The sequence below is a fragment of the Halalkalibacter lacteus genome, from assembly GCF_036663595.1.
Classification (GTDB): domain Bacteria; phylum Bacillota; class Bacilli; order Bacillales; family Bacillaceae_D; genus Halalkalibacter; species Halalkalibacter lacteus.
Map to the genome: position 1 here is coordinate 152,238 of NZ_JAWRVL010000004.1, position 21,487 is coordinate 173,724.

Consider the following 21,487-nt stretch of genomic DNA (forward strand, 5'->3'; position numbering starts at 1 on the left):
TTTAGTTAAATATAATTGGTTTAAGTAAAGGATGTATTCCAACTAAAGGTAAAAATTAAAATGGTTACAGATAAAATCTCTCATGTATTTTAGGGGGTGGTAAAGTTGAATGAGGTGTTGCTTGGTTGAAAAGACTTTCAATAACAAATACCAATTCTATTGACAAAAAAATTAGAAACAGACGTATTAATTCACGGGTGGCGCAGGGGCTATGACCAGCAATAACATTGCTTCAGGTGAAAGAAGAAAAGGAGTTGACGACCTATAACGAAAGCTGATCTGATTAAATGCTATAAGCGTAAAAAATGAATAAAATTTTTGCTATATGCGAGATGGATATACATTTTGTAACATTGCTGAAAATAATGTTCGTAAAGCGATTATTCTAGGAGGTAGTATATTGGAAGCTGATCTGAAAATATATGATATCACAATTGTAGGAGGAGGACCTACAGGCCTTTTCACTGCGTTCTATGGTGGCATGCGAAATTTATCTGTGAAAATTATTGAAAGTTTACCCCTGCTTGGTGGCCAACTATCTACCCTATACCCTGAAAAATATATTTATGATGTAGCCGGTTTTCCAAAAATTCGTGCCCAAGAATTAGTCAATCAGTTAAAAGAGCAAATGTCGCAGTTCAATCCAACAATTTGTTTAGAACAAGTGGCTCAAGATCTTAATATCCAAGCAGATGGAGTCATTAAACTCACTACTAATAAGGAAGAGCATTTAACACGAACTATCATTCTCACCGCTGGAAATGGTGCCTTTCATCCAAGAAAAATTGAACTCGAAGGAGCAGAAAAGTTTGAGAATGAAAACCTCAATTATTTCATTGATGACTTGGATAAATTTCGTGATAAGAAAGTAATGGTTTGTGGTGGGGGCGATTCTGCAGTTGATTGGGCATTAATGCTTGAGCCAATTGCAGAACAAGTAATCCTTGTTCATCGGAGAGATAAGTTCCGAGCCCACGAACATAGTGTCGCACAATTACTCTCTTCAAAAGTTAATATCAAAACACCATATGTACCTGTTGAGTTCTTAGGTAATGATAATAGAATTAATACAGTAATCTTAGAAAAAGGTAAAGAAGGTATCAAAGAAATAATTGAAGTTGATGAAGTAATTGTAAACTATGGTTTCGTATCTTCTCTCGGCTCTATTAAAGATTGGGGTTTTGAATTAGAAGGAAATTCTATCATTGTTAATTCTAGGATGGAAACCAATATTCCAGGCGTATATGCAGCAGGCGACGTTATTACATTTGATGGAAAAGTGAAGTTGATTGCAACTGGACTTGGTGAAGCTCCAACCGCTGTAAATAACGCAAAATCTTACTTGGATCCAAAAGCAAAAGTTCAGCCGCTTCATAGTACGTCTATATTTTCTTAATACTGAAAGGAGCTAAACAAATGGCTATGTATACTATTATTGATAAAGATACTTGTATCGCTTGTGGTGCCTGCGAGGCAGCAGCGCCAGATATTTATGACAATGATGATGAGGGAATTGCATTTGTTATTCTGGATAACAATAAAGGTACCGTAAATGTTCCAGAAGAACTTGAAGAAGACGTTCAGGATACGTTTGAAGGCTGCCCGACTCATTCTATCAAAATTGCTGATGAATCATTTGATGGAGACCCATTAAAATTTGACCGATGTAATATAGTTTAATTTTAGGGCTAAAATATTAACCTTTGAATTACTTCCTTGATTTACAGATCTAGGATCTACTTCCGGTAAGCTTAATTACACAATTCAATTTCTTAGGTGCTATTTTTTAAAAACACGCTAAAAAGCGATGGATCTCTAGATTGTACTTTAAGACGACTAAGTCGATCCTTAAACAAATACAACAATTACTTAGAAATCAACTATCACAATGGATTACAGGTTTACCAAGCTATATTAGACTTACCTGCCTAATTTGGTCTGAGAAAGTTGAGTAATTACTTTAAAAAGGAAAAGGATCCTTTACAGTCCTTTTCCCGTGTTGTTTTTCGTTTCTATTAATTCTATATTCACTTAAAGATCTTTTTTAGTTTCATCTATTGGTTTTCTTAATAACTCTCATTATAACTTACAATAATCACTAAATGTTAAGTTAAGTGAAGGTAAGAAAGAAAAAGGGAGTGAATACCGATGTCATTACCTAACGAGAAAACACAAGTTCAAGAACAAGAAGTTATTAGTCCGAAGAAAATTAGTTATATGCAAAAATCCCTTCAATTACTACCAGGGTTAATGTTATGTACGATAATAATGATCCTTAGCTCTTATTTCGCGAAATGGTTTGGCACAGGTATAAATAACTACCAAGGACTTCCATTAAATAATCCAAGTGCCATCTCAGGAATATTCGTTGCCGTTATACTTGGTTTATTCGTTCGAAATATTATTGGATTACAAGAAGTATTTAAAAAGGGAATTATGTTCTCTATTAATGCGATGTTAAAGCTTGGAATCATTTTGTTAGGGATACGTTTAAGTTTTTTCGATGTTATAAAATTAGGAGCATGGGGAATTCCAATTATTATTACTTGTATTGCTTCTGGGCTGCTCATTACGTTATGGATTACAAATAAAATGAACGAATCGCACCGCTTAGGTACATTAGTCGCTAGTGGAACAGCTATTTGCGGAGTAACGGCAATCGCAGCTATTTCCCCTAGTATTAAAGCCAATGATGAAGAATTGGCCTATGCAATTGCTAATATTACACTTTTTGGTTTAATTACCATGTTACTTTATCCATATATCGCATTTTATTTATTTCATGCTGATCCAATTCAAGCCGGCTTATTTTTAGGAACCGCCATCCACGATACAGCACAAGTAACAGGTGCTGCCTTAATGTATCATCAGATGTTTCATATAGAAGAAGTAATAGAAACCGCAACCATTACAAAATTAACACGAAATGTATTCATTATTGCTGTTGTTCCTATTTTAACGTACCTCAATAGAAGCAAAATCGTAAATGAAGCGGAACAAGTGAATCCAGTGAAATGGTATCAATTAATGCCTCTATTCGTCATTGGATTTATAGCACTCACGATTATTCGCTCGATAGGCGATGCTGGAGTTGCTAAAGATGAGCTGGCTTTCGGACTTATTTCCTCCCCACAATGGACTGCAATTCACCATAGTTTAAGTACGTTTGGTTCTTATTATTTACTAGGAATTGGAATGGCTGGGGTTGGATTATCTACAAGATTGGGTATTTTTAAAAGCCTTGGAATTAAACCTTTTTACATAGGAATGGTAGCCGCCCTTTCTGTTAGCATTATTAGTTTAATTATGGTTTATTTAATCAGCGGATTTATTACGATGTAGATTGTAAGAGTGCGTAAGTCTAATCGTTTCACCGAGATTCTGTCCTTCGACCTCACGACTTTTCGCAAAACGGACAAGGCCAAGTTTGGTAGGTCAATCCTTTTTCTATTCTTTGTATTTTTCATTCCAAAGAGCGAGGAAACGATTGAAAACAAAACGGGTACAGCTTGTTAATGAGAGTCGTCTGTTCTTTGTTTGGGTAGAGTCGTAATTGCTAGGCTTTTTTGACCAGCATTCTTATAATACCACTCCACCACACAATCACGGCTATAGAATTGAATGTATTCATCAATCGTCTTAGAAAGCTCTTCAAACGTATCATATTTATGTAAATAATATTTTTCACACTTGAGGGTACCCCAGAAAGATTCCATTGGTCCATTATCAATGCATCTTCCAACACGTGACATACTTTGCTTCATCTTCGCGTTATCTATCGTCCGTTTAAATCCAAGAGAGGTATACTGAAATCCTCGATCACTATGTAAAAGAGGATGTGCTTCCGGAGAAATAGCTAGGGCTTCATCAAGTGTATCAAACACAAGCTGATTATTGTTAGAGTGTCCCAAGACGTAGCTAACAATTGATCCATCATAAAGGTCAAGAATGGCACTCAGATAGGCCTTTTGTGATGAGCCATATTTAAACTCAGTTACGTCTGATAGCCATTTTTCATTTGGTTTATCAGCCTTAAATTCTCTGTTCAACACATTTTCTGCAACATGTTGTGGAGAGAATGAATATAACGTTTTTCTTTTTACGAATGACAGACTTTAATCCAGCTACCTTCATTAACCGATAAATTCTTTTATGATTAAGCTTCTTGTTAAATTTTCGGTTCATGTACAACATCATACGACGGTAATCGCTTCATCTCAAGATTAACTTTTTCTTCTGAAGAAAGCTCTGCTTCTACTTTATTTCTTCCACGTTTATCTCTAAGTGCTTCATCTCCACCATTTCATACTTCTTAACCCATTGATATACTTGTTGATAAGAGACTTCGTAAGTCTCAGTTGCTTTCTGATAATCTTTACCGTTCTCTATACAATATAAAGCCACTTGAATTCGTTCTTCTCAAGTCGTTGATCTACCTTTAGTCATAGATTGATTTCTTCCTTTCCCCGTATCCTTTATCTCTCTATGACTATTATACTTCCTAATCCATTTCTTGAGGACAGACTTATCCGATAGTTCATACTTTCTTGTAATTTCCCGAAGCGAGTATTTTCCAGATTGATAACCTCTTATTGCGGCAAGCTTTAGTTCTTTGGAGTACTTTTTCCATGTAGAGGATTTTTTAAGACCTTCTGAACCATATTTATCGAATTTACGTCTCCATTCCATAATGGTAGATTTATGCATATTGTAAATTTTGGTGATTTCATTTAATGAGTATTGTCCACCCTCACAGGCTTTCAAGATTTCTAATTTATCTTCTGCAGAGTAACCTCTTTTAAGCATAAAAAATACTCCCCTTTAAAGTAGCAGATTTTTATTTTTTAATCTGTCTACCACCTTAAGGGGAGCATATCACTTTCTTAGAAGTTAGCTGGTTCCTTCTTGCTACTTTTATTTAAATGTCGAGATTTATAGCGAATTGTGCATTATCTTCAATAAATTTCCTTCTTGGCTCTACTTGATCACCCATTAATGTTTCAAAAACCTTTTCTTCATAGTTAGTATCTTCTAAAACAACTCGATGAAGGGTTCTTTCGTTAGGGTCCATTGTCGTTTCCCACAATTGAGTGGGATTCATTTCACCTAACCCCTTATAACGTTGGATCACTTTCTTTAAATGTTTATCTCCGTTTCCAGTTCCAGCTAAAACCTTGTCTTTTTGCTCTTCATTGTAAACATAAAAAACTTCTCTTCCGACTGTAACTTTATAAAGTGGAGATTGAGCGATATAAATATAGCCATGCTCAATTAACGGTCTCATATAACGGAAAAAGAATGTAATAAGTAGTGTCCGGATATGAGCACCATCTACATCCGCATCTGTCATAATAATAATTTTATGGTACCTTGTTTTCTCTATCATAAACTCTTCGCCAATGCCTGTACCAAGGGCAGTAATCATCGCACGAATTTCATTATTAGCTAAAGTCTTATCTAAAAGTCCTTTTTCCACGTTAATAATTTTTCCACGTAATGGTAAAATCGCTTGAAAATGGCGATCACGTCCTTGCTTAGCCGAACCACCAGCAGAATCACCTTCTACAATAAACAGTTCACTTATTGACGCGTCTTTCGACGAACAATCAGCTAGTTTTCCTGGTAGAGCACTAACCTCGAGTACATTCTTTCTTCTTGTAAGCTCCCTCGCTTTTTTAGCTGCTTCTCTTGCTTTTACAGCTGATACCGACTTATTGACAATTTTTTTAGCACTCTCAGGATTTTCCTCGAGATATTTCATGAATTTTTCAGTAAAGATTGATTCAGTTATCCCTCTTGCTTCATTGTTTCCTAATTTTGTTTTCGTTTGCCCTCCAAATTCTGGATCTGGTAGTTTTATACTAATGATGGCCGTCAATCCTTCTCTAACATCATCACCTGTTAAATTGGGGTCTGTCTTTTTTAAGAGATTGTACCTTCTGGCATAATCATTAATCACACGAGTAATCCCACTTTTAAAGCCAATCTCGTGATAACCTCCTTCGTGTGTACGAATGTTGTTAGCAAATGAATAAATAGCACTCGTATAACTATCATTATATTGAACCGCTATATTGACTGTCATCTCATCCTTTTTCTCACTACATATGAAAGGTTCCGATACACCGTCTTTATTTTGATTTAAGTATTCCAAAAACGACAGAAGCCCTCCATCATATTTATAAAAGATTTCTGTTTCATCTCGATCATCTATTAACGTAATGCTAATCCCTTGATTTAAAAAAGCTAACTCACGTAATCGATTTCTGATTACATTAACATCAAATTCAGTTGTCTCTAAAAAAATCGTTTCATCTGGTTTGAATGTAATTTTCGTACCCGTTTCTGTCGTAGTGTTAATTACTTCTAGGTCATTTTCTGGTATCCCAAATAAATACCGCTGCCAGTAAACCTTTCCTCCTCGCTTCACTTCAACTTCTAACCATTCAGAGAGGGCATTCACTACAGAAACGCCCACTCCATGTAACCCACCTGATACTTTATAGCCTTCATTATCAAACTTACCACCAGCATGAAGAACCGTTAATACCACTTCCACTGCTGGTCTACCTAACTTTTTATGGATACCGACGGGAATTCCTCTCCCGTTATCTGTAACAGAAACAGAACCATTCTTACAGATATGAACCGTTATTTCGTCACAGTAGCCAACAAGCGCTTCATCAATACTATTATCAACAACTTCCCATACTAAATGATGAAGACCTTCACTACTTGTCGAGCCAATATACATACCTGGTCGCTTCCGTACTGCTTCAAACCCTTCTAGCACCTGAATTTGATTTTCATTATATTCTTGCTTCTCGATCATTTATATCACCTACTCTTGAAACTGATTCTGAATCGAATATCTTTTCAAATTATTCATTGTCCTCTACACCGAAATAATGAATGATTGTTTGAATGAAGTGCCATCCGATGTAATTAACCATATACAAGCAATCAAAACCAAAACAATATTATGGGTACCTCCAAGCATTCCAATAGTCTCCATGCTCGTTTTCCTGATTGTGTCCCTTCCTTGATATCGGTGGGTAGGACATGTTTGAAATGCGCTTGCCCAAACTCACTAATTTTACTGAGCCATGGCAGCAAGTTGCTTACTTCGATCGATAACAAATTGTGCTACATACTCAAATTGCTTTACTTGTACAGTTGAATCTCTGTATACTCCTTGTCCATTAACGTGTGTGGATCCACTAGTTGCGATTGCCACTTGTGTTAACAACCTTGTCTCTAATGATTTTGCGACCGCTTCCCCACCACCTTGGCCAAAGATATATTCTTTTTTTCCATCTACCCCTTCAAAATAAGACATATTTTCTATAACACCAACAATTTCGTGTTCTGTTCTTCGCGCCATCGTCCCCGCTCGCTCAGCAACTAAACTTGCTGTTTCATGAGGAGTCGTAATAATAATTTCTTTACAAGAAGGAAGTATTCGATGTAAATCCAAGGCAACATCCCCTGTACCTGGTGGTAAGTCAATCACCATATAATCAAGTTCCTCCCAGAAAATCATGTCAAAGAAATTTAGTAGCATCTTGCTTAACATCGGTCCACGCCAGATGACAGGGTCATTCTCTTTCACAAAAAATCCCATTGATGCTACCTTGACTCCAAACTTCTCGACTGGAAGCATAATGGAATCAATCACTGTCGGTCGTTGCTCAATTCCCATTAATGATGGAATACTAAATCCATATATATCAGCGTCGATGATTCCAACTTTTTTCCCTTGTTTTGCCAAAGACACGGCAAGGTTAACCGTACAGGTTGATTTACCAACGCCTCCCTTTCCACTTGCTATTAATAAAAACTCCGTTTTACAATCTTTTGCTAGAAGTGGTGAATCACTCGTTATTGGCTTTTGTGTTTTTTTAACTGAACTTTTCTCAACAGGTAACGTTACATTGTTCTTTCTTGTTTCCTGCATATATTTCGCTAGTTTTGCACGCTCTTCATCTGTCATTGTTCCAAAATGAACATCTACAGTTGTTGCACCAAGATTTTTCAACGCTTTTTCAACATCCTCTTTAATCGTTATTTTTAACGGGCAACCAGAAATCGTTAATACAACCTCAAGGCGAATATCATTTTCTGTCGATATTTCGATGTTACGCACCATCTCTAACTCAACTAAGCTACGGTTTAGTTCTGGATCCTTTACACTGTTTAATGCGTGAAGTACTTGTTCTTGTTTAATCAATGAACTCACCTCTTCTATATAAATGTTTTATTAGAACTATAGTACTAGACAGAAACCTTTTGCTTTTCTTCAGTTACAGATTTTTCTACCCCTAATCCAAAACTACTTAAAATATCACTGCGAATTTCGGAAAAATGTTGGTCTGTTCGAATTCGAGGTCGCTCAATCGCTACATCTACAATTTGCTTTACATGTCCGGGACGTGCACCCATTATCGCAATCCGGTCAGCTAAATAAACAGCTTCTTCCACATCATGAGTGACAAATACGATTGTAATTTTTTCTTTTTGGTAGACGCGAATCAATTCATCTTGCAACTTCAGACGTGTCATCGCGTCAAGCGCCCCAAACGGTTCATCCATTAACAAGGTTTCTGGTTTCAAACAAAGAGCACGAGCCAATGCAACCCTCTGTTTCATCCCTCCTGATATTTGAGATGGATATGCATTCGCTACATCCGTAAGGCCAACTAAATCTAAATAATGGTCAGTTATATCATTTTGTTCTTGACGAGATATTCCTTTGTTTTCTAATCCAAATTGAATATTTTTTCGAACGGTCCTCCAATGAAAAAGTGAATATTCTTGAAAAACAAATCCTCTACTGGTGTCTAACCCTTTTAATACCTTTCCGTTCGAGCGAATCTCTCCTTTAGTAGGCGTTTCTATTCCCGCTATAAGTCGAAGTAATGTACTCTTACCACAGCCTGATGGTCCAAGGAGGCATAAAAACTCACCTTGATGAATAGACATGGAAACATCACTTAACGCTTTCAAATATGTTTTACGATTAATGTTGAAATATTTAGAAACATTTTTAATTTCAATACTCAAAACGATCACTCCCTAATTTAAAGGTTAAAAATAGCTATGCTTTTTTCCAACGAATGACGGATCGTTCAATAAATCGGACAAATGCTGTCGAACCAAACCCAAGGGCCCCTATCGTAAACATCCCAATAAAGGAACTTTCATATTTTAATAAGTTGTAAGATGTCCAACTAAAATACCCTATACCATGCTTTCCCGACATAATTTCCGCTGTAATAACCCCCATCCAAGAAGCCCCTACACCAACAACTAGTCCTGTGAAAATTTCTGGTGCCATTGACGGGATATACACTTTCCAAAATACACTCGAATTTTTACACCCTAAAATTTTCGCCGCATTAATTAAATTCGGCGACATTCGTAGTGTTGCATCACGAACACTAATTAAGATCGGAAAGAACGCACCGATATACGTAATGAAGATGATTCCACCTTCGATTGTTGGAAACAACAGCATCGCTACAGGTAAATAGGCAATGAGAGGTACGGGTCTAAACACTTCAAAAATAGTAAAAGCCGTATCAGTAGCGCGTTTTGATAACCCAATCCAAATCCCTAACGGAACAGCAGTGAGAAACCCAAGGGAAATCCCAATAAATACACGGGTTAAACTCATAAGAATATCATTGTAATACCTTCCCCCATCTTGAGCGGTCAATAAAGTAGACCATGTTTGTAACACTGAAATAGGAGAAGGCATATTACCAAATTGTAATGGCCACATCAAATTGATTTTTACCAGTAAATCCCACGCTATTAAAAAACCTAAAATTGTTACTATTCGTAATGTGTAACGAGCATATTGCCTATCGAGTAAATTCGGTAATGATTTTAACTCTAGAGTGACATCTGTTACCTTAAATAAACTCATTAAAATCCCCCTTTCTTTGATATGACATACAGTAACTTACCGGCTCATCCAGTCAATCCACTTACCTCCATTCATTTCTTGCTCTCTTAAATAGGTTAATTCCATTTCTTCAGCTGCTTGCTTTAAGTATTTGTCATCGATAAATTGTGTTAAATCTAATTCACCCTCAAGCATTCCTTGATCGGATAAAAATTGAAGGGATCCATTTAACGTTTCAATGTCATGAGCATAAATTCCAGAGTCAAAATGAATCGTTTCGACCATGATTTCAGTTACTTCAAGTGGGAATTCACTTTCTTTAGCAAAAATTTCAGCTGCTTCTTGTGGGTTAGCTAAAATAAACTGGTGAGATTCAATTAATGCCTTTAAAAAAGCTATCGCATAACTAGGGTTTTCTTCAACCCAGTCTTTATTAGCTACTACCCCATCAAGATAATCAATCTTCGTTAATTCACCATCAAATAAAATTGCGCCTTGTCCCCGGTATTCCATAAAGCTTGGCCAAGGCTCCCATGTAGCGTGTCCATCAATTTTCTTTTCTTCAATACTTTGTAAGCCAACAGACACACTATGATCCACCACTTCTACTTTTCCAGAAAGCCCATTTTGTTCTAAGGCTGCTAAAAGCATACGATGAGCACTCGAACCAAAAGGAGTTGATACACTAAGACCTTCTAAATCATTAATGGAATTCACACCTTCATTCGGCACGATGATGGATTGATTTTTTCCAAATTCCCCTTTTCCATCAAACGCTAAGAAAACAGAGTTATAATTGGGGTTTGTCACTCCAACAATACCGTTTGAAAGAATTGGCATATCTCCCATAAAGGCTAGTCTCATATCTCCGCCAACCATGGAATTATTGAGTGGTGGTCCAGCTGGTGAATCAAACCATTCAATCTTAAAATCCACATCAGGCTCTACATCTTTTAAATGCTTTTCATAAAATTGTTGGTCTTTCATAATCAATGCACCCCATGTTTGTGCCGTTGGCGATTGATGACCAATCATGATCGTGACCGATTGATTGGACGAATCTGACGTATTATCACTAGTAGAAGTTGATGCTACTTCACTTTCAGATGAGCTACACCCTGTAACTACAGTTAAAAAACATATGGTTACGGATAAAAGTTTCATTTTCATATATCTATTCAAACTTTTTCACACCTACCTTTATAATCTACAAGCTTCATTTCCTTCCGTTACAGGGCATCAATAACATTTTATTGCAAAAAGTAAAACCTCACTCAGGACGGACGGGGATTTGCTTCCCCCTTCGTCTTGACTGTAAATCTCTAAAGGGAAGTTTAATCAGGATAAAAAGAACTGTAGCTATAAAAGTCAGATGTTTCTAATGCATTCGGATAGATTTTTTATAATATTCTGACTATTTTACATATACGACATCTCTTTTACAAAAGCTTATTATCGGACTAAATAAGGGATATTTACTGTTACAGCATCTACCGGACAATCGGTTTCACATGGTGTACAATACCAACATTCGTCATATTTCATATACGCTTTTTTCTCATCATCTAAGGCGAGAATTCCCATCGGACAAACTTGGACGCAAATGTCACACCCAATACATTTTTCGCGATCAATAATAACTGCAGCGTCAACGCGTTGTTCAATTAAGTTATTGGAAAACTTACTCATTTTACAGCCACCTCCGGTTGAATAATATACGGCTCTAGTTCACGCGTAAAGATGTTCATTTCTCCATTTTCACCTTTCTTAATATTCACTCTTTTCTTCCAATTTTTGTCGTCTTTCTCTGGGTAATCTAAGAAGTAATGATAAAATCCCCAACGGCTTTCTTTTCTGAATAATGATGCTTTCGCCATCATTTCCGCACAATCTAATATCGTATGCACTTCGAGTGCACGACCAAGTTCATGAGGGTCTCTTGCACCTATCATCGGAAGGTCCTCTTCACGTAAGTGTTGAAAACGAGCGAGAGCAATATCAAATTTATCTTTATTCTTTGGTGGCATCATATATTGTGTCACCGTTCTTCTTACTTTATATTCCACTTGGTTATGCGGTACACCATTTGGATTCTTTAATGGAGCATAAATTCGTTCTCGTTCTTTCTCAATTTGAATTTCATCTGGCTCCATACTCGCGACAGTTTTTACATATTTCGCTGCATTTGTCCCAGCGATTTTCCCAAAAGTCATTGCCCCTAGCAAGTATTGATGCGGTACACAGGCCATATCACCGGCTGCATATAACCCTTCTAACGTCGTTTCTGCTTCATGATTGACAAACACACCAGATGCACTATGTCCACTACACAAGCCCGGTTCAGAAATGTGTAGTTCTACCATGTGCTTTCGGTAGTCTTGGTTTCTACCTGCATGAAAGCGATCACGACTTGGGCGTTCATTTAAATGTAGAATTCCTTCAATTTTTGAAATAACTTCTTCATCTAAATGGTCCATCTTTAAGTACACTGGCCACTCACCTTTATTGGATAGTTCCCACATACGCATGATCAGATCGCCACTCCAGTAGTCACACCCAGTTACTCTATCTCCTTGTGTATTTGCTGTATAACCCCCATATGGTCCAGCAACGTATGCACAGGCTGGGCCATTATAATCTTTCATCGTTGGATTGATTTGGTAACACTCGATACCGGTTAGCTCTGCTCCTGCATGATAAGCCATCGCAAATCCTTCACCTGTATTGGTTGGATTTTCATACGTTCCGTACAAGTACCCTGAATCGGTTAAACCCATTCGTCCTGCTGCTCCAGCTGTAACAACAACGGCTTTCGCTTTGACTATAACGAAATCTCCTGTAAAAACATCGAGTCCTAAAGCTCCAATGACACGGTTACCATTTGTTAATAAACGTGTCGCCATGACTCGGTTTACGACACGACATTTATGCTTTTTCACTTGTTTTGCTAATATCTTCTTTAAATCACTTGCATAAGGCATCGGGAGAACGTAACGCCCTTTCCGGTGAACACGATGGACAACGAACTCACCTGTTTCATCTTTTTCAAAATCTACGCCCCAACTATCTAATTCTTTAATAACGTCGTAACATTCTTCCGCTTGACGTAACAACGCTTTTTGGTTAACGATCCCGTCATTGGCTTCGGTAATTTCTAGTACGTATTCTTCTGGGGTTGCCCTCCCTGGTAAAATTGCATTATTTAACCCGTCCATCCCCATTGCGATGGCCCCACTTCGGCGAATATCTGCCTTGTCCAATACGAGTACATCGATTGTTGGGTCTGCTTGTTTTGCTTTAATAGCAGCCATTGTCCCTGCGCTACCGCCACCGATAATTAACACGTCTGTTTCATATTTTCTCGTTTCCATTCTTTGTGCCTCCTTTTAGTTTGCCCGTAGAATTGTTATTTGTTATTGAAAATCTTATCAATCAAGCAATACCTCATTCAACTTCACCACTCCTGTACCACTTTATTTTTACATTTTTTGTAAAACCCCCTTTACTTAAACCAATTATATGTAACTATACCTTACGTGTGAAATACAAAAATTTGATAATATAATCCAAATATTAATGTAATCGCTTTAATATGATAGATAATTTAACGACACCTTTGATAAACCAACGGATTATCTGTAAGATTTATATTAAGTAATTTAATCATGGTTTCTTCTTAACACATTCGGTAGTTGCGGCGTAGTTTAAAAAAATTAAACAATTCCTCACTTTACCGAAATCGTCATTAATGAATGAAAAAATGAGGAAAATGCAATGCGTTTTGTGAATCTGACCAATGAACAACTCTAATCGGGATGAAAGTGTGGGTCATTGATCACCGTGGGCCGACTAAAATAAAAGCGCTCGGGATTAATATTCTGTGCAATCAATAACCACTGTATAAAGAAGGAGGTTTACATATGAATTTTAATCAATTAGAAGCATTTCTTGCACTAAAAAAAATGGGGAATTTTACAAAAGCCGCGGAATTACTTTATATTCCACAACCAACTCTTTCAAATCGAATTAGTCAATTGGAGCGAGAGGTTGGTGAAACTCTATTTATTCGAGGCAAAAATAGCACTTCTTTAACCGAAGCGGGACAATTTTTTGCAACTTTTGCTATCCATACAATTGAAAGCATGAAAAAAACACAACGTTCTTTACAAGATTATAAGTCAAACAAAAAAACGAATTTTCACATTGGATTTCCAATTGTTTTTTATAATGATGTAATTCCTAACTTAATCCCCAATTTTGTTCAAAAATGTCCGGATGTAAAGTTTTTATTCAGTCAGATGAATTCAAATGAAATTGTCTCTGCATTAAAAAATAATGTGATTGATTTAGGAATTACATCTAATAAAGTTAAAAATGAAAAACTCTCTTTTATTGAAATCGATGAACAAGAGATATCTATTATTCTATCTCCCTCACACAAACTTGCTAAAAAAAGGTCTCTCTCTTTAGAAGAAATAGGTACAGAACCACTAATTACGTTTAAATCGGGTACATTATACCATGATTCTCTTACTTTAATCTTAAGAGAACTAGATATCCCTTATAATATTATTTCTGAGATTAATGATATTAAAACAATTAAAGAACTTATTAAACGAAACGCAGGAATTAGTTTGCTACCAAAAGGATTTGTAAAAAATGACTTGTTAATGAAAAAATTGATTAGTAAATCTATTGAATATTCACCATTTCCTAAATACAAAACGTATTTAGCTTATCGAAAAGAGGACTCGGAGAAAATTCCTTTTTTGTTTACAATTTTGATAAAATTAATGGAATACTTTGGTTCAAGTCAGATGAGGGTTATACAGCGTGACTTTCCGAAAGTAGCTGTCTCTTACAAGTAAAAAGTAAATAACTTTGCAAGAAAAAATACATAAGGCTTCTTTGTCTATGTTAGAGACCATAGATAATAAGATTACCGAAGAACGCGATAAGCTGGCTGTTACAAGCCCTTCTCATCCAAATGTTTGAGACACTTCATGCAAAAGGGTCATAGTCATGCAGCAATTTGTCAGCCCCTGTCGGATGTCGACGCTCTTCCATCAGAGCGTCAAACTTTTCTCCCAACCTATTTTCTTAGTCGAGGTAGAGGACTTTATTTTAAACAACAGGAAAAAACGAATGAAGGACAAGAAAGAAAAAATCGCGGCGATTTACCAAAGCTGAGAGGTAAATAGAAAACAGTCAATTGTTATATCGTTATTAGTTCTGTCCTATTAACTCTATTGACCTTGTTATTATAGTCGAGAGAATAATCGAAAATAGCTGTATAAGTCAAACAAGCTATCCCCACAAAGGAATAGCTTTCGATTGACATCGCAAGGTTGATCATTACTAAACTTAAAAAATGGGGGGTCTCGATAATTTAAGCTATCCCACACATAGGAATAGCTCCTACTATCTCCTCTGTTTCCTCTCCTTTGGAGTCAGCATTTGAAAGTGCTGATACAAGTTTACAAATTCTGCTGGTAGCGATCCACCATGCTCCCCATCTAAATTTAGTTGCATATCTCCTTCGACATGTACTTTAATTCGATTTGCATGAACATACATCACTTTTGAATGATGAATATGCTCCCCGCGAAGAGCAAGTGTCGCTAAATGTAAGAACTCAGGAAAAGAGAGTTTCTTTACAAGAATAAAATCAAACATTCCATCCTGAAGAGAAGCATTTGGAGCTAGCTTCTCAAAGCCACCGACAGAGTTCGTGTTCGACACAAGAAACATCATTATTTCACCTTCAAATAATTTACCATCATACTCAATTTTGACCTTCCGTGGTGTAATGTATGGAAGTTTTTCAAGCCCTTTTATATAATAGGCTAGTTGTCCAACAGCGGTTTTGAGTTTGCTTGGAACTTCATAGGTTAGCTCCGTTAACATCCCACCTGCTGCTATATTAATAAAATAACGATCATCAACACGCCCAATATCAATCGGTTCATAGTGCTCTCCACAAAGAACATCACATGCTTTCTCAATATCACGTGGTATGTGAAGGGCTCTCGCAAAATCATTCGTCGTCCCAGCAGGAATCAAACCAAGTCTCGGTCTATTTTCTAAGTCAGCCAGTCCATTGACTACTTCAAATATTGTTCCATCTCCACCGGCCGCAATCACCAAATCATATCCATTTTCTCCCGCTTTACGTGCAGCTCGTTTCGCACACCCTTCTCCTGTCGTTGCATGAGTTGATGTTACATATCCAGCCTTTTCAAGTCGTTCTAGCACATAAGCTAAATTTTTACGAATTTGTTCACGCCCAGATGTCGGGTTATAAATAAGTCTGGCAGTTTTCATAGTAGATCCCCTATTTCATAATAATCTCCACATCTTCATAACCATTACTACTTGTATTGTACCTTAGTTAATCATACTTCAGCAAACGTTTCATTTTTGACTTAGAAAAACCGTAAGCCGCGGTCCTTTTCTTCGAGTAGGTTTTCATAGTTCATTGATATTCACAAAAATTATATGTTACCCACGTTTTCATTCCAACTAATCAAAAAGTACCTTGTCTAGATAATAACTTTTCCCCACAGAAAAAAATCTGTTCTCTCAAAGTATTATGAGAGAACAGACCTATCACCTTCAGTTAACGCTTCGCAATTTCCTCAAGTAACAGTTTATTAACCATAGGAGGATTTGCCTTTCCTTTTGACGCCTTCATAATTTGTCCGACAAGGAAGCCGATCGCACGGTCTTTCCCGTTCTTGTAATCTTCAATGGACTGAGCATTGTTATCGAGAACCTCAGTTACCATTTTAAGAAGCTCCCCTTCATCAGAGATTTGAACAAGTCCTTTGTCTTTTACAATTTGCTCAGGGTCTCCACCTTTTTCAATTAATTCCTTAAAGACTTTCTTTGCAATTTTAGAAGAGATTGTTCCTTTTTCAATTAGGTTAATCATTTTTGCTAAGCCTGCAGGTGTAAGAGCTACTTCTTGAAGCTCTTTTTGTTCTGCATTTAAGTACGCTGATACTTCACCCATTAGCCAGTTAGAAGCTTGTTTTGCTCCGGCACCTTGTCCAATTGTCTCTTCAAAAAAATCAGACATTTCTTTTGTTAATGTAAGTACTATCGCATCATAAGCTGGCAATTCAAGTTCCTCAACATAGCGCTTCTTTCTTGCATCCGGAAGCTCAGGAATTTCAGAACGGATACGCGCTTTCCAATCCTCATCAATATACAAATCTACAAGGTCAGGCTCAGGGAAATAACGATAATCATCCGATCCTTCTTTGACACGCATTAATAGCGTTTTATTCGCTGCTTCATCAAAGCGACGCGTTTCTTGTTCGATAATCCCACCGGAAAGCAGAACTTGTTCTTGGCGTTTTTCCTCATACTCAAGACCTTTGCGAACAAAGTTAAATGAGTTTAAATTCTTAAGCTCAGCTTTTGTTCCAAATTTCTCTTGTCCAACTGGGCGAAGGGAAATGTTCGCATCACAACGAAGCGACCCTTCTTCCATTTTACAATCTGAAACTCCAGTATATTGGATGATCGCTTTAAGCTTTTCTAAGTAAGCATAAGCTTCTGCAGGAGTACGAATATCTGGCTCTGAGACAATTTCAATTAACGGTGTACCTTGACGATTATAGTCAACAAGAGAGTAACCATTGCCAGAGTGCGTCAATTTCCCTGCATCTTCTTCTAAATGAAGACGGGTAATGCCAATCCGTTTCTTTTTACCTTCTACTTCAATTTCAATCCAGCCATGCTCACCAATCGGCTTATCAAATTGCGAAATTTGATAAGCTTTTGGATTATCTGGATAAAAGTAATTTTTACGATCAAACTTTGTATCTGTTGCCACTTCACAATTTAAAGCCATAGCAGCCTTCATCGCGAATTCAACAGCAGATTTATTTAACACAGGTAAGACTCCTGGGTAACCAAGATCGATTACACTTGTATTTGCATTTGGCTCAGATCCGAAGTGGTTCGGACTGGCTGAGAAAATTTTCGATTCTGTTTTAAGTTCTACGTGGACCTCAAGTCCAATAATTGTTTCGAAATTCATCGCAGTCTCCCCCCTTACAACTTAGGTTTTTGTGTGTGATAGTCTGTTGCTTGCTCAAATGCATGGGCCACACGATAAACTGTACTCTCGTCAAAATGCTTACCAATAATTTGTAAACCTAGAGGCAATCCATCTTTAAATCCACAAGGAATCGAAATTCCAGGCACACCAGCAAGGTTAACCGGGATCGTTAAGATATCATTTGCATACATCGTTAATGGATCTTTTGTATTCTCACCAATTTTGAAAGCTGGCGTTGGTGTTGTTGGCCCAACAATAACATCATATTTTTCAAATACGTTTTCAAAATCTTGCTTAATTAGCGTACGCACTTGTTGTGCTTTTTTATAGTAAGCATCATAGTAACCAGAACTTAATGCAAATGTCCCAAGCATGATACGACGTTTCACTTCATCTCCAAACCCTACAGCACGTGTTTGCTTGTACATTTCAAGAAGGTTCTCTGCATTATCGGTACGATACCCATAACGAACGCCATCAAAGCGAGAAAGGTTCGCTGAAGCTTCTGAAGAAGAAATCAGATAATACGTTGCAAGTGCATATTTGGAGTGCGGAAGAGACACTTCTTCCCATGTGGCCCCTTGTCCTTCAAGAACTTTTAATGCATCTAAGACCGATTGTTTGACTTCCTCTTGTACCCCTTCACCAAGATACTCTTTTGGAACAGCAATCTTTAACCCTTTGACATCACCCGTAAGAGATGACAAGAAGTCAGGCACTTCTACATTTGCTGAAGTTGAATCCATTGGATCAACACCTGTGATTGTTTGAAGAAGATATGCATTATCTTCAACATTTCGAGTAATCGGTCCAATTTGATCTAGTGAAGAAGCAAATGCAACCAACCCGTAACGAGATACTCTTCCATATGTAGGTTTTAAACCAACGACGCCGCAGAATGATGCCGGCTGACGAATCGATCCACCCGTATCAGAACCTAAAGAAAAAGGAACTTCCCCTGCTGCAACAGCAGCCGCTGAACCGCCACTAGATCCCCCCGGTACTGTCTCTAGATTCCAAGGATTTTTTGTTTCTTGTAAAGCTGAATTCTCTGTCGAAGATCCCATGGCAAATTCATCCATATTTAACTTCCCAATTGTAATCGACTCGGCATTCTTTAGCTTTTGAACAACGGTAGCATCATAAATAGGATCAAAGTTTTCAAGGATGCGACTTGAGCATGTTGTACGAAGACCTTTCGTTACAATATTATCCTTAACGCCTATTGGCATACCAAATAAAAGCCCACGCTCATTGCTTGAGCTAAGTGCTTCATCTAGCTCCTTCGCATAGGCACGCGCCTTCTCTTCGTCCAATGTAACAAAAGCTTTTACTTTATCATCTACTTCAGCTATACGCTTGTATGATTCATCAACAAGATCAGAGACTTTGACTTCTTTCTTTTGAAGCATTGTATGAAGCTCTGACATCTTATGGTCAAATAATGACATGAAGCTTGTCCTCCCTACTATTCTATAATTGATGGTACACGTATTTGACCATCTTCATGATCCGGTGCATTTTTTAATACATCTTCAATCGGTAAACCTTCTGTAGATTTGTCTTCACGCAAGACATTCTTCATATCAAGAACATGTGTAGTCGGTTTTACACCTGTTGTATCTAGTTCATTTAACTGCTCAGCAAACGTAATAATAGCATCAAGCTGTTCTGTGAACATTTTTGCTTCTTCTTCTGTAATAGCAAGTCTTGCTAAATGAGCTACGTGTTTTACTTGTTCCTCTTGGATTCGTGACATTTACCTTTCACCTCCGAAAAAATTCGAGCATTTTGACAATATGATTAATAATACCAAATTCGACACCTATAGGCAACAAAGCCCAATAATCTCATCATTCTAAGAGAAAAAACCTCTCTTGGATTCCAAAATACCAAGAGAGGGAAAAGTCTTATCGTATTGATTGGTCAAATTCTTCTTGTATCTCAGCTGACGGTTCTTGACCGAGGAAACTGACGACCATGATCGCAATCCAAGCTAAAATAAACCCTGGAATAATTTCATATAAACCTAGTACCGGAAATTGATCTGCTGTTAAACCGAACCAACGGTCTAACTCAGCCCAAACAATAACTGTGACTCCACCAACGACCATTCCTGCTAATGCACCGTTTTTCGTCATTCGCTTCCAGAAAAGCGCTAAAATGATGACCGGACCAAACGCAGCTCCAAAGCCAGCCCAAGCATATCCTACTAAGTCAAGTACGGAATTTTCAGGATTGTATGCAAGGAAAATGGCTAGCAATGCAATAACAACAACACCAATTCGCCCTACTAGAACAAGTTCTTTTTGAGAAGCATCCTGACGAATAAAACCCTTATAGACATCCTCAGCGAGAGCACTTGATGAAACAAGAAGCTGAGAATCAATGGTAGACATAATAGCCGCTAAAATAGCTGCTAGCAAAAATCCAGCTACCCAAGGATCAAACAGAACTTGAGTAAACATAATAAAGACCGTTTCATGTGCTCCATCAGGAAGAGACTGTCCTCCTGGTCCATTTGTTGAAAAATAAGCAATTCCAGCAAAACCAGTGAAGATCGCACCGAACAAGGCAAGAACCATCCATGTCATCCCAACTGCACGTGCTTTCGGAATTTCTTTTACTGATTTTACAGCCATAAAGCGTGTAAGAATATGTGGTTGACCAAAATAACCTAACCCCCATGCAAGCAACGAGATAACCCCAATAAACGTTGCTCCTTGGAACGCATCTAAATAGGCAGGATCTATCGTTCCCACTGCATTTACTGTCTCATTCCAACCACCAATCTTTGAAATTGCGACAATCGGGACAATAATCAATGCTAAGAACATAAGAATCCCTTGGAAAAAGTCCGTCCAGCTAACAGCAAGAAATCCACCTAAGAAAGTGTACGAAATAATTACAAGCGCACCAATCCAAAGTGCTTGAGTATAGCTCATTCCAAATGATGCTTCAAAAAGAAATGCACCACCGACAAGTCCTGAAGACGTATAAAATGCAAAGAAAACAAGAATTACAAGTGCAGAAATAATACGTAATACCTTCGACTTATCATGAAACCGATTTTCCAGAAAATCAGGCAGCGTAATCGAATCATTCGCCACTTCTGTGTACGTACGAAGACGCGCTGCAACAAACTGCCAATTTAAATACGCACCAATAGCTAATCCAACAGCAATCCAACTTTCACCCATGCCACCTATATACATAGCACCAGGTAAACCGAGTAATAACCAACTACTCATATCAGACGCACCCGCACTCAAGGCAGCAACACTACCACCTAGTCGTCGTCCACCAAGAACATAGTCTGATAAATTACTTGTCATTCTATAAGCCACTAAACCAATTACGAGCATCCCAAGTAAATACAGGATAAATGTAATAATCGTTGCTAGTTCCAAATTAATCACTCCTTTTTAATACTAATGATACGAACGATAAAATAATTATTACCGGCATTGGGATAAACAACAAAAGCCAAGTTGCTGTAGTCAAAC

General features: G+C 37.5%; 19 protein-coding genes and 2 pseudogenes. 4 read left to right on the top strand and 17 right to left on the bottom strand.

Going from position 1 to position 21,487, the window contains the following annotated elements:
- Positions 1–400: 400 nt before the first annotated feature.
- The 3 genes from SAZ04_RS04680 (at position 401) to SAZ04_RS04690 (ending at position 3,342) form a co-directional block, all read left to right on the top strand.
- On the top strand, positions 401–1,396 hold the full coding sequence (locus tag SAZ04_RS04680; protein ID WP_332691771.1) for an NAD(P)/FAD-dependent oxidoreductase: 996 nt from the start codon (positions 401–403) through the stop codon (positions 1,394–1,396).
- Positions 1,397–1,416: 20 nt separating this feature from the next.
- The gene (locus tag SAZ04_RS04685) at positions 1,417–1,680 is read left to right on the top strand and encodes a ferredoxin (RefSeq protein ID WP_332691774.1); all 264 of its coding nucleotides are present in this window, start codon (positions 1,417–1,419) and stop codon (positions 1,678–1,680) included.
- A 468-nt stretch (positions 1,681–2,148) separates the two neighbouring features.
- Positions 2,149–3,342 (top strand): YeiH family protein, encoded by a 1,194-nt coding sequence (locus SAZ04_RS04690; protein WP_332691777.1) that lies wholly within the window; start codon positions 2,149–2,151, stop codon positions 3,340–3,342.
- A gap of 88 nt (positions 3,343–3,430) precedes the next feature.
- Here the strand turns inward: SAZ04_RS04690 and SAZ04_RS23350 are convergent.
- From SAZ04_RS23350 to SAZ04_RS04735, 12 genes and pseudogenes are all read right to left on the bottom strand, one after another.
- Positions 3,431–3,577, bottom strand: a pseudogene (locus tag SAZ04_RS23350) (helix-turn-helix domain-containing protein); the annotation flags it as partial.
- A gap of 79 nt (positions 3,578–3,656) precedes the next feature.
- A pseudogene (locus SAZ04_RS23355) lies at positions 3,657–4,052 on the bottom strand (transposase); the annotation flags it as partial.
- Positions 4,033–4,197 (bottom strand): IS3 family transposase, encoded by a 165-nt coding sequence (locus tag SAZ04_RS23360; protein WP_431308959.1) that lies wholly within the window; start codon positions 4,195–4,197, stop codon positions 4,033–4,035. The pseudogene SAZ04_RS23355 and the gene SAZ04_RS23360, both read right to left, overlap by 20 nt.
- A 57-nt stretch (positions 4,198–4,254) precedes the next feature.
- Positions 4,255–4,404 carry a helix-turn-helix domain-containing protein gene (locus SAZ04_RS23365; RefSeq protein WP_431308960.1) on the bottom strand — a complete coding sequence of 50 codons (150 nt, stop codon included), beginning with the start codon at positions 4,402–4,404 and terminating at the stop codon, positions 4,255–4,257.
- Positions 4,405–4,419: 15 nt separating this feature from the next.
- Positions 4,420–4,806, bottom strand: a complete 387-nt coding sequence (locus SAZ04_RS04700) for a helix-turn-helix domain-containing protein (protein WP_332691780.1) — start codon at positions 4,804–4,806, stop codon at positions 4,420–4,422.
- Positions 4,807–4,918: 112 nt separating this feature from the next.
- Entirely contained in the window at positions 4,919–6,832 is a 1,914-nt protein-coding gene (gene gyrB / locus SAZ04_RS04705; RefSeq protein WP_332691783.1) for a DNA topoisomerase (ATP-hydrolyzing) subunit B, read from the bottom strand.
- A gap of 264 nt (positions 6,833–7,096) precedes the next feature.
- Complete coding sequence (locus SAZ04_RS04710; RefSeq protein ID WP_332691786.1) at positions 7,097–8,230, bottom strand: Mrp/NBP35 family ATP-binding protein; 1,134 nt, start codon at positions 8,228–8,230, stop codon at positions 7,097–7,099.
- A gap of 44 nt (positions 8,231–8,274) precedes the next feature.
- Positions 8,275–9,063 carry an ABC transporter ATP-binding protein gene (locus SAZ04_RS04715; RefSeq protein WP_332691789.1) on the bottom strand — a complete coding sequence of 263 codons (789 nt, stop codon included), beginning with the start codon at positions 9,061–9,063 and terminating at the stop codon, positions 8,275–8,277.
- Between the two features lie 34 nt (positions 9,064–9,097).
- Positions 9,098–9,931, bottom strand: a complete 834-nt coding sequence (locus SAZ04_RS04720) for an ABC transporter permease (RefSeq protein WP_332691792.1) — start codon at positions 9,929–9,931, stop codon at positions 9,098–9,100.
- Between the two features lie 36 nt (positions 9,932–9,967).
- Positions 9,968–11,092, bottom strand: a complete 1,125-nt coding sequence (locus SAZ04_RS04725; RefSeq protein WP_332691795.1) for an ABC transporter substrate-binding protein — start codon at positions 11,090–11,092, stop codon at positions 9,968–9,970.
- A gap of 270 nt (positions 11,093–11,362) precedes the next feature.
- A complete protein-coding gene (locus SAZ04_RS04730) occupies positions 11,363–11,599 on the bottom strand; it encodes a 4Fe-4S dicluster domain-containing protein (RefSeq protein WP_332691798.1) in 237 nt (78 codons plus the stop codon).
- The gene (locus tag SAZ04_RS04735) at positions 11,596–13,281 is read right to left on the bottom strand and encodes a fumarate reductase/succinate dehydrogenase flavoprotein subunit (RefSeq protein ID WP_332691801.1); all 1,686 of its coding nucleotides are present in this window, start codon (positions 13,279–13,281) and stop codon (positions 11,596–11,598) included. The genes SAZ04_RS04730 and SAZ04_RS04735 overlap by 4 nt, the downstream gene beginning before the upstream one ends.
- A 549-nt stretch (positions 13,282–13,830) precedes the next feature.
- Between SAZ04_RS04735 and SAZ04_RS04740 the strand changes: the two genes are divergently transcribed.
- A complete protein-coding gene (locus SAZ04_RS04740; RefSeq protein WP_332691804.1) occupies positions 13,831–14,778 on the top strand; it encodes a LysR family transcriptional regulator in 948 nt (315 codons plus the stop codon).
- A 553-nt stretch (positions 14,779–15,331) separates the two neighbouring features.
- On the opposite strand, the gene SAZ04_RS04745 is transcribed toward SAZ04_RS04740, so the two are convergent.
- The 5 genes from SAZ04_RS04745 to putP form a co-directional block, all read right to left on the bottom strand.
- Positions 15,332–16,234, bottom strand: a complete 903-nt coding sequence (locus SAZ04_RS04745) for a diacylglycerol kinase (RefSeq protein WP_332691807.1) — start codon at positions 16,232–16,234, stop codon at positions 15,332–15,334.
- A 295-nt stretch (positions 16,235–16,529) separates the two neighbouring features.
- The gene (gene gatB / locus SAZ04_RS04750; RefSeq protein ID WP_332691810.1) at positions 16,530–17,960 is read right to left on the bottom strand and encodes an Asp-tRNA(Asn)/Glu-tRNA(Gln) amidotransferase subunit GatB; all 1,431 of its coding nucleotides are present in this window, start codon (positions 17,958–17,960) and stop codon (positions 16,530–16,532) included.
- Positions 17,961–17,974: 14 nt separating this feature from the next.
- Entirely contained in the window at positions 17,975–19,432 is a 1,458-nt protein-coding gene (gatA, locus tag SAZ04_RS04755; protein ID WP_332691814.1) for an Asp-tRNA(Asn)/Glu-tRNA(Gln) amidotransferase subunit GatA, read from the bottom strand.
- 17 nt (positions 19,433–19,449) lie between these two features.
- Complete coding sequence (gatC, locus tag SAZ04_RS04760) at positions 19,450–19,740, bottom strand: Asp-tRNA(Asn)/Glu-tRNA(Gln) amidotransferase subunit GatC (RefSeq protein ID WP_332691817.1); 291 nt, start codon at positions 19,738–19,740, stop codon at positions 19,450–19,452.
- 151 nt (positions 19,741–19,891) lie between these two features.
- Positions 19,892–21,391, bottom strand: coding sequence for a sodium/proline symporter PutP (gene putP / locus SAZ04_RS04765; protein WP_332691820.1), 1,500 nt, complete (start codon positions 21,389–21,391; stop codon positions 19,892–19,894).
- Positions 21,392–21,487: the final 96 nt, after the last annotated feature.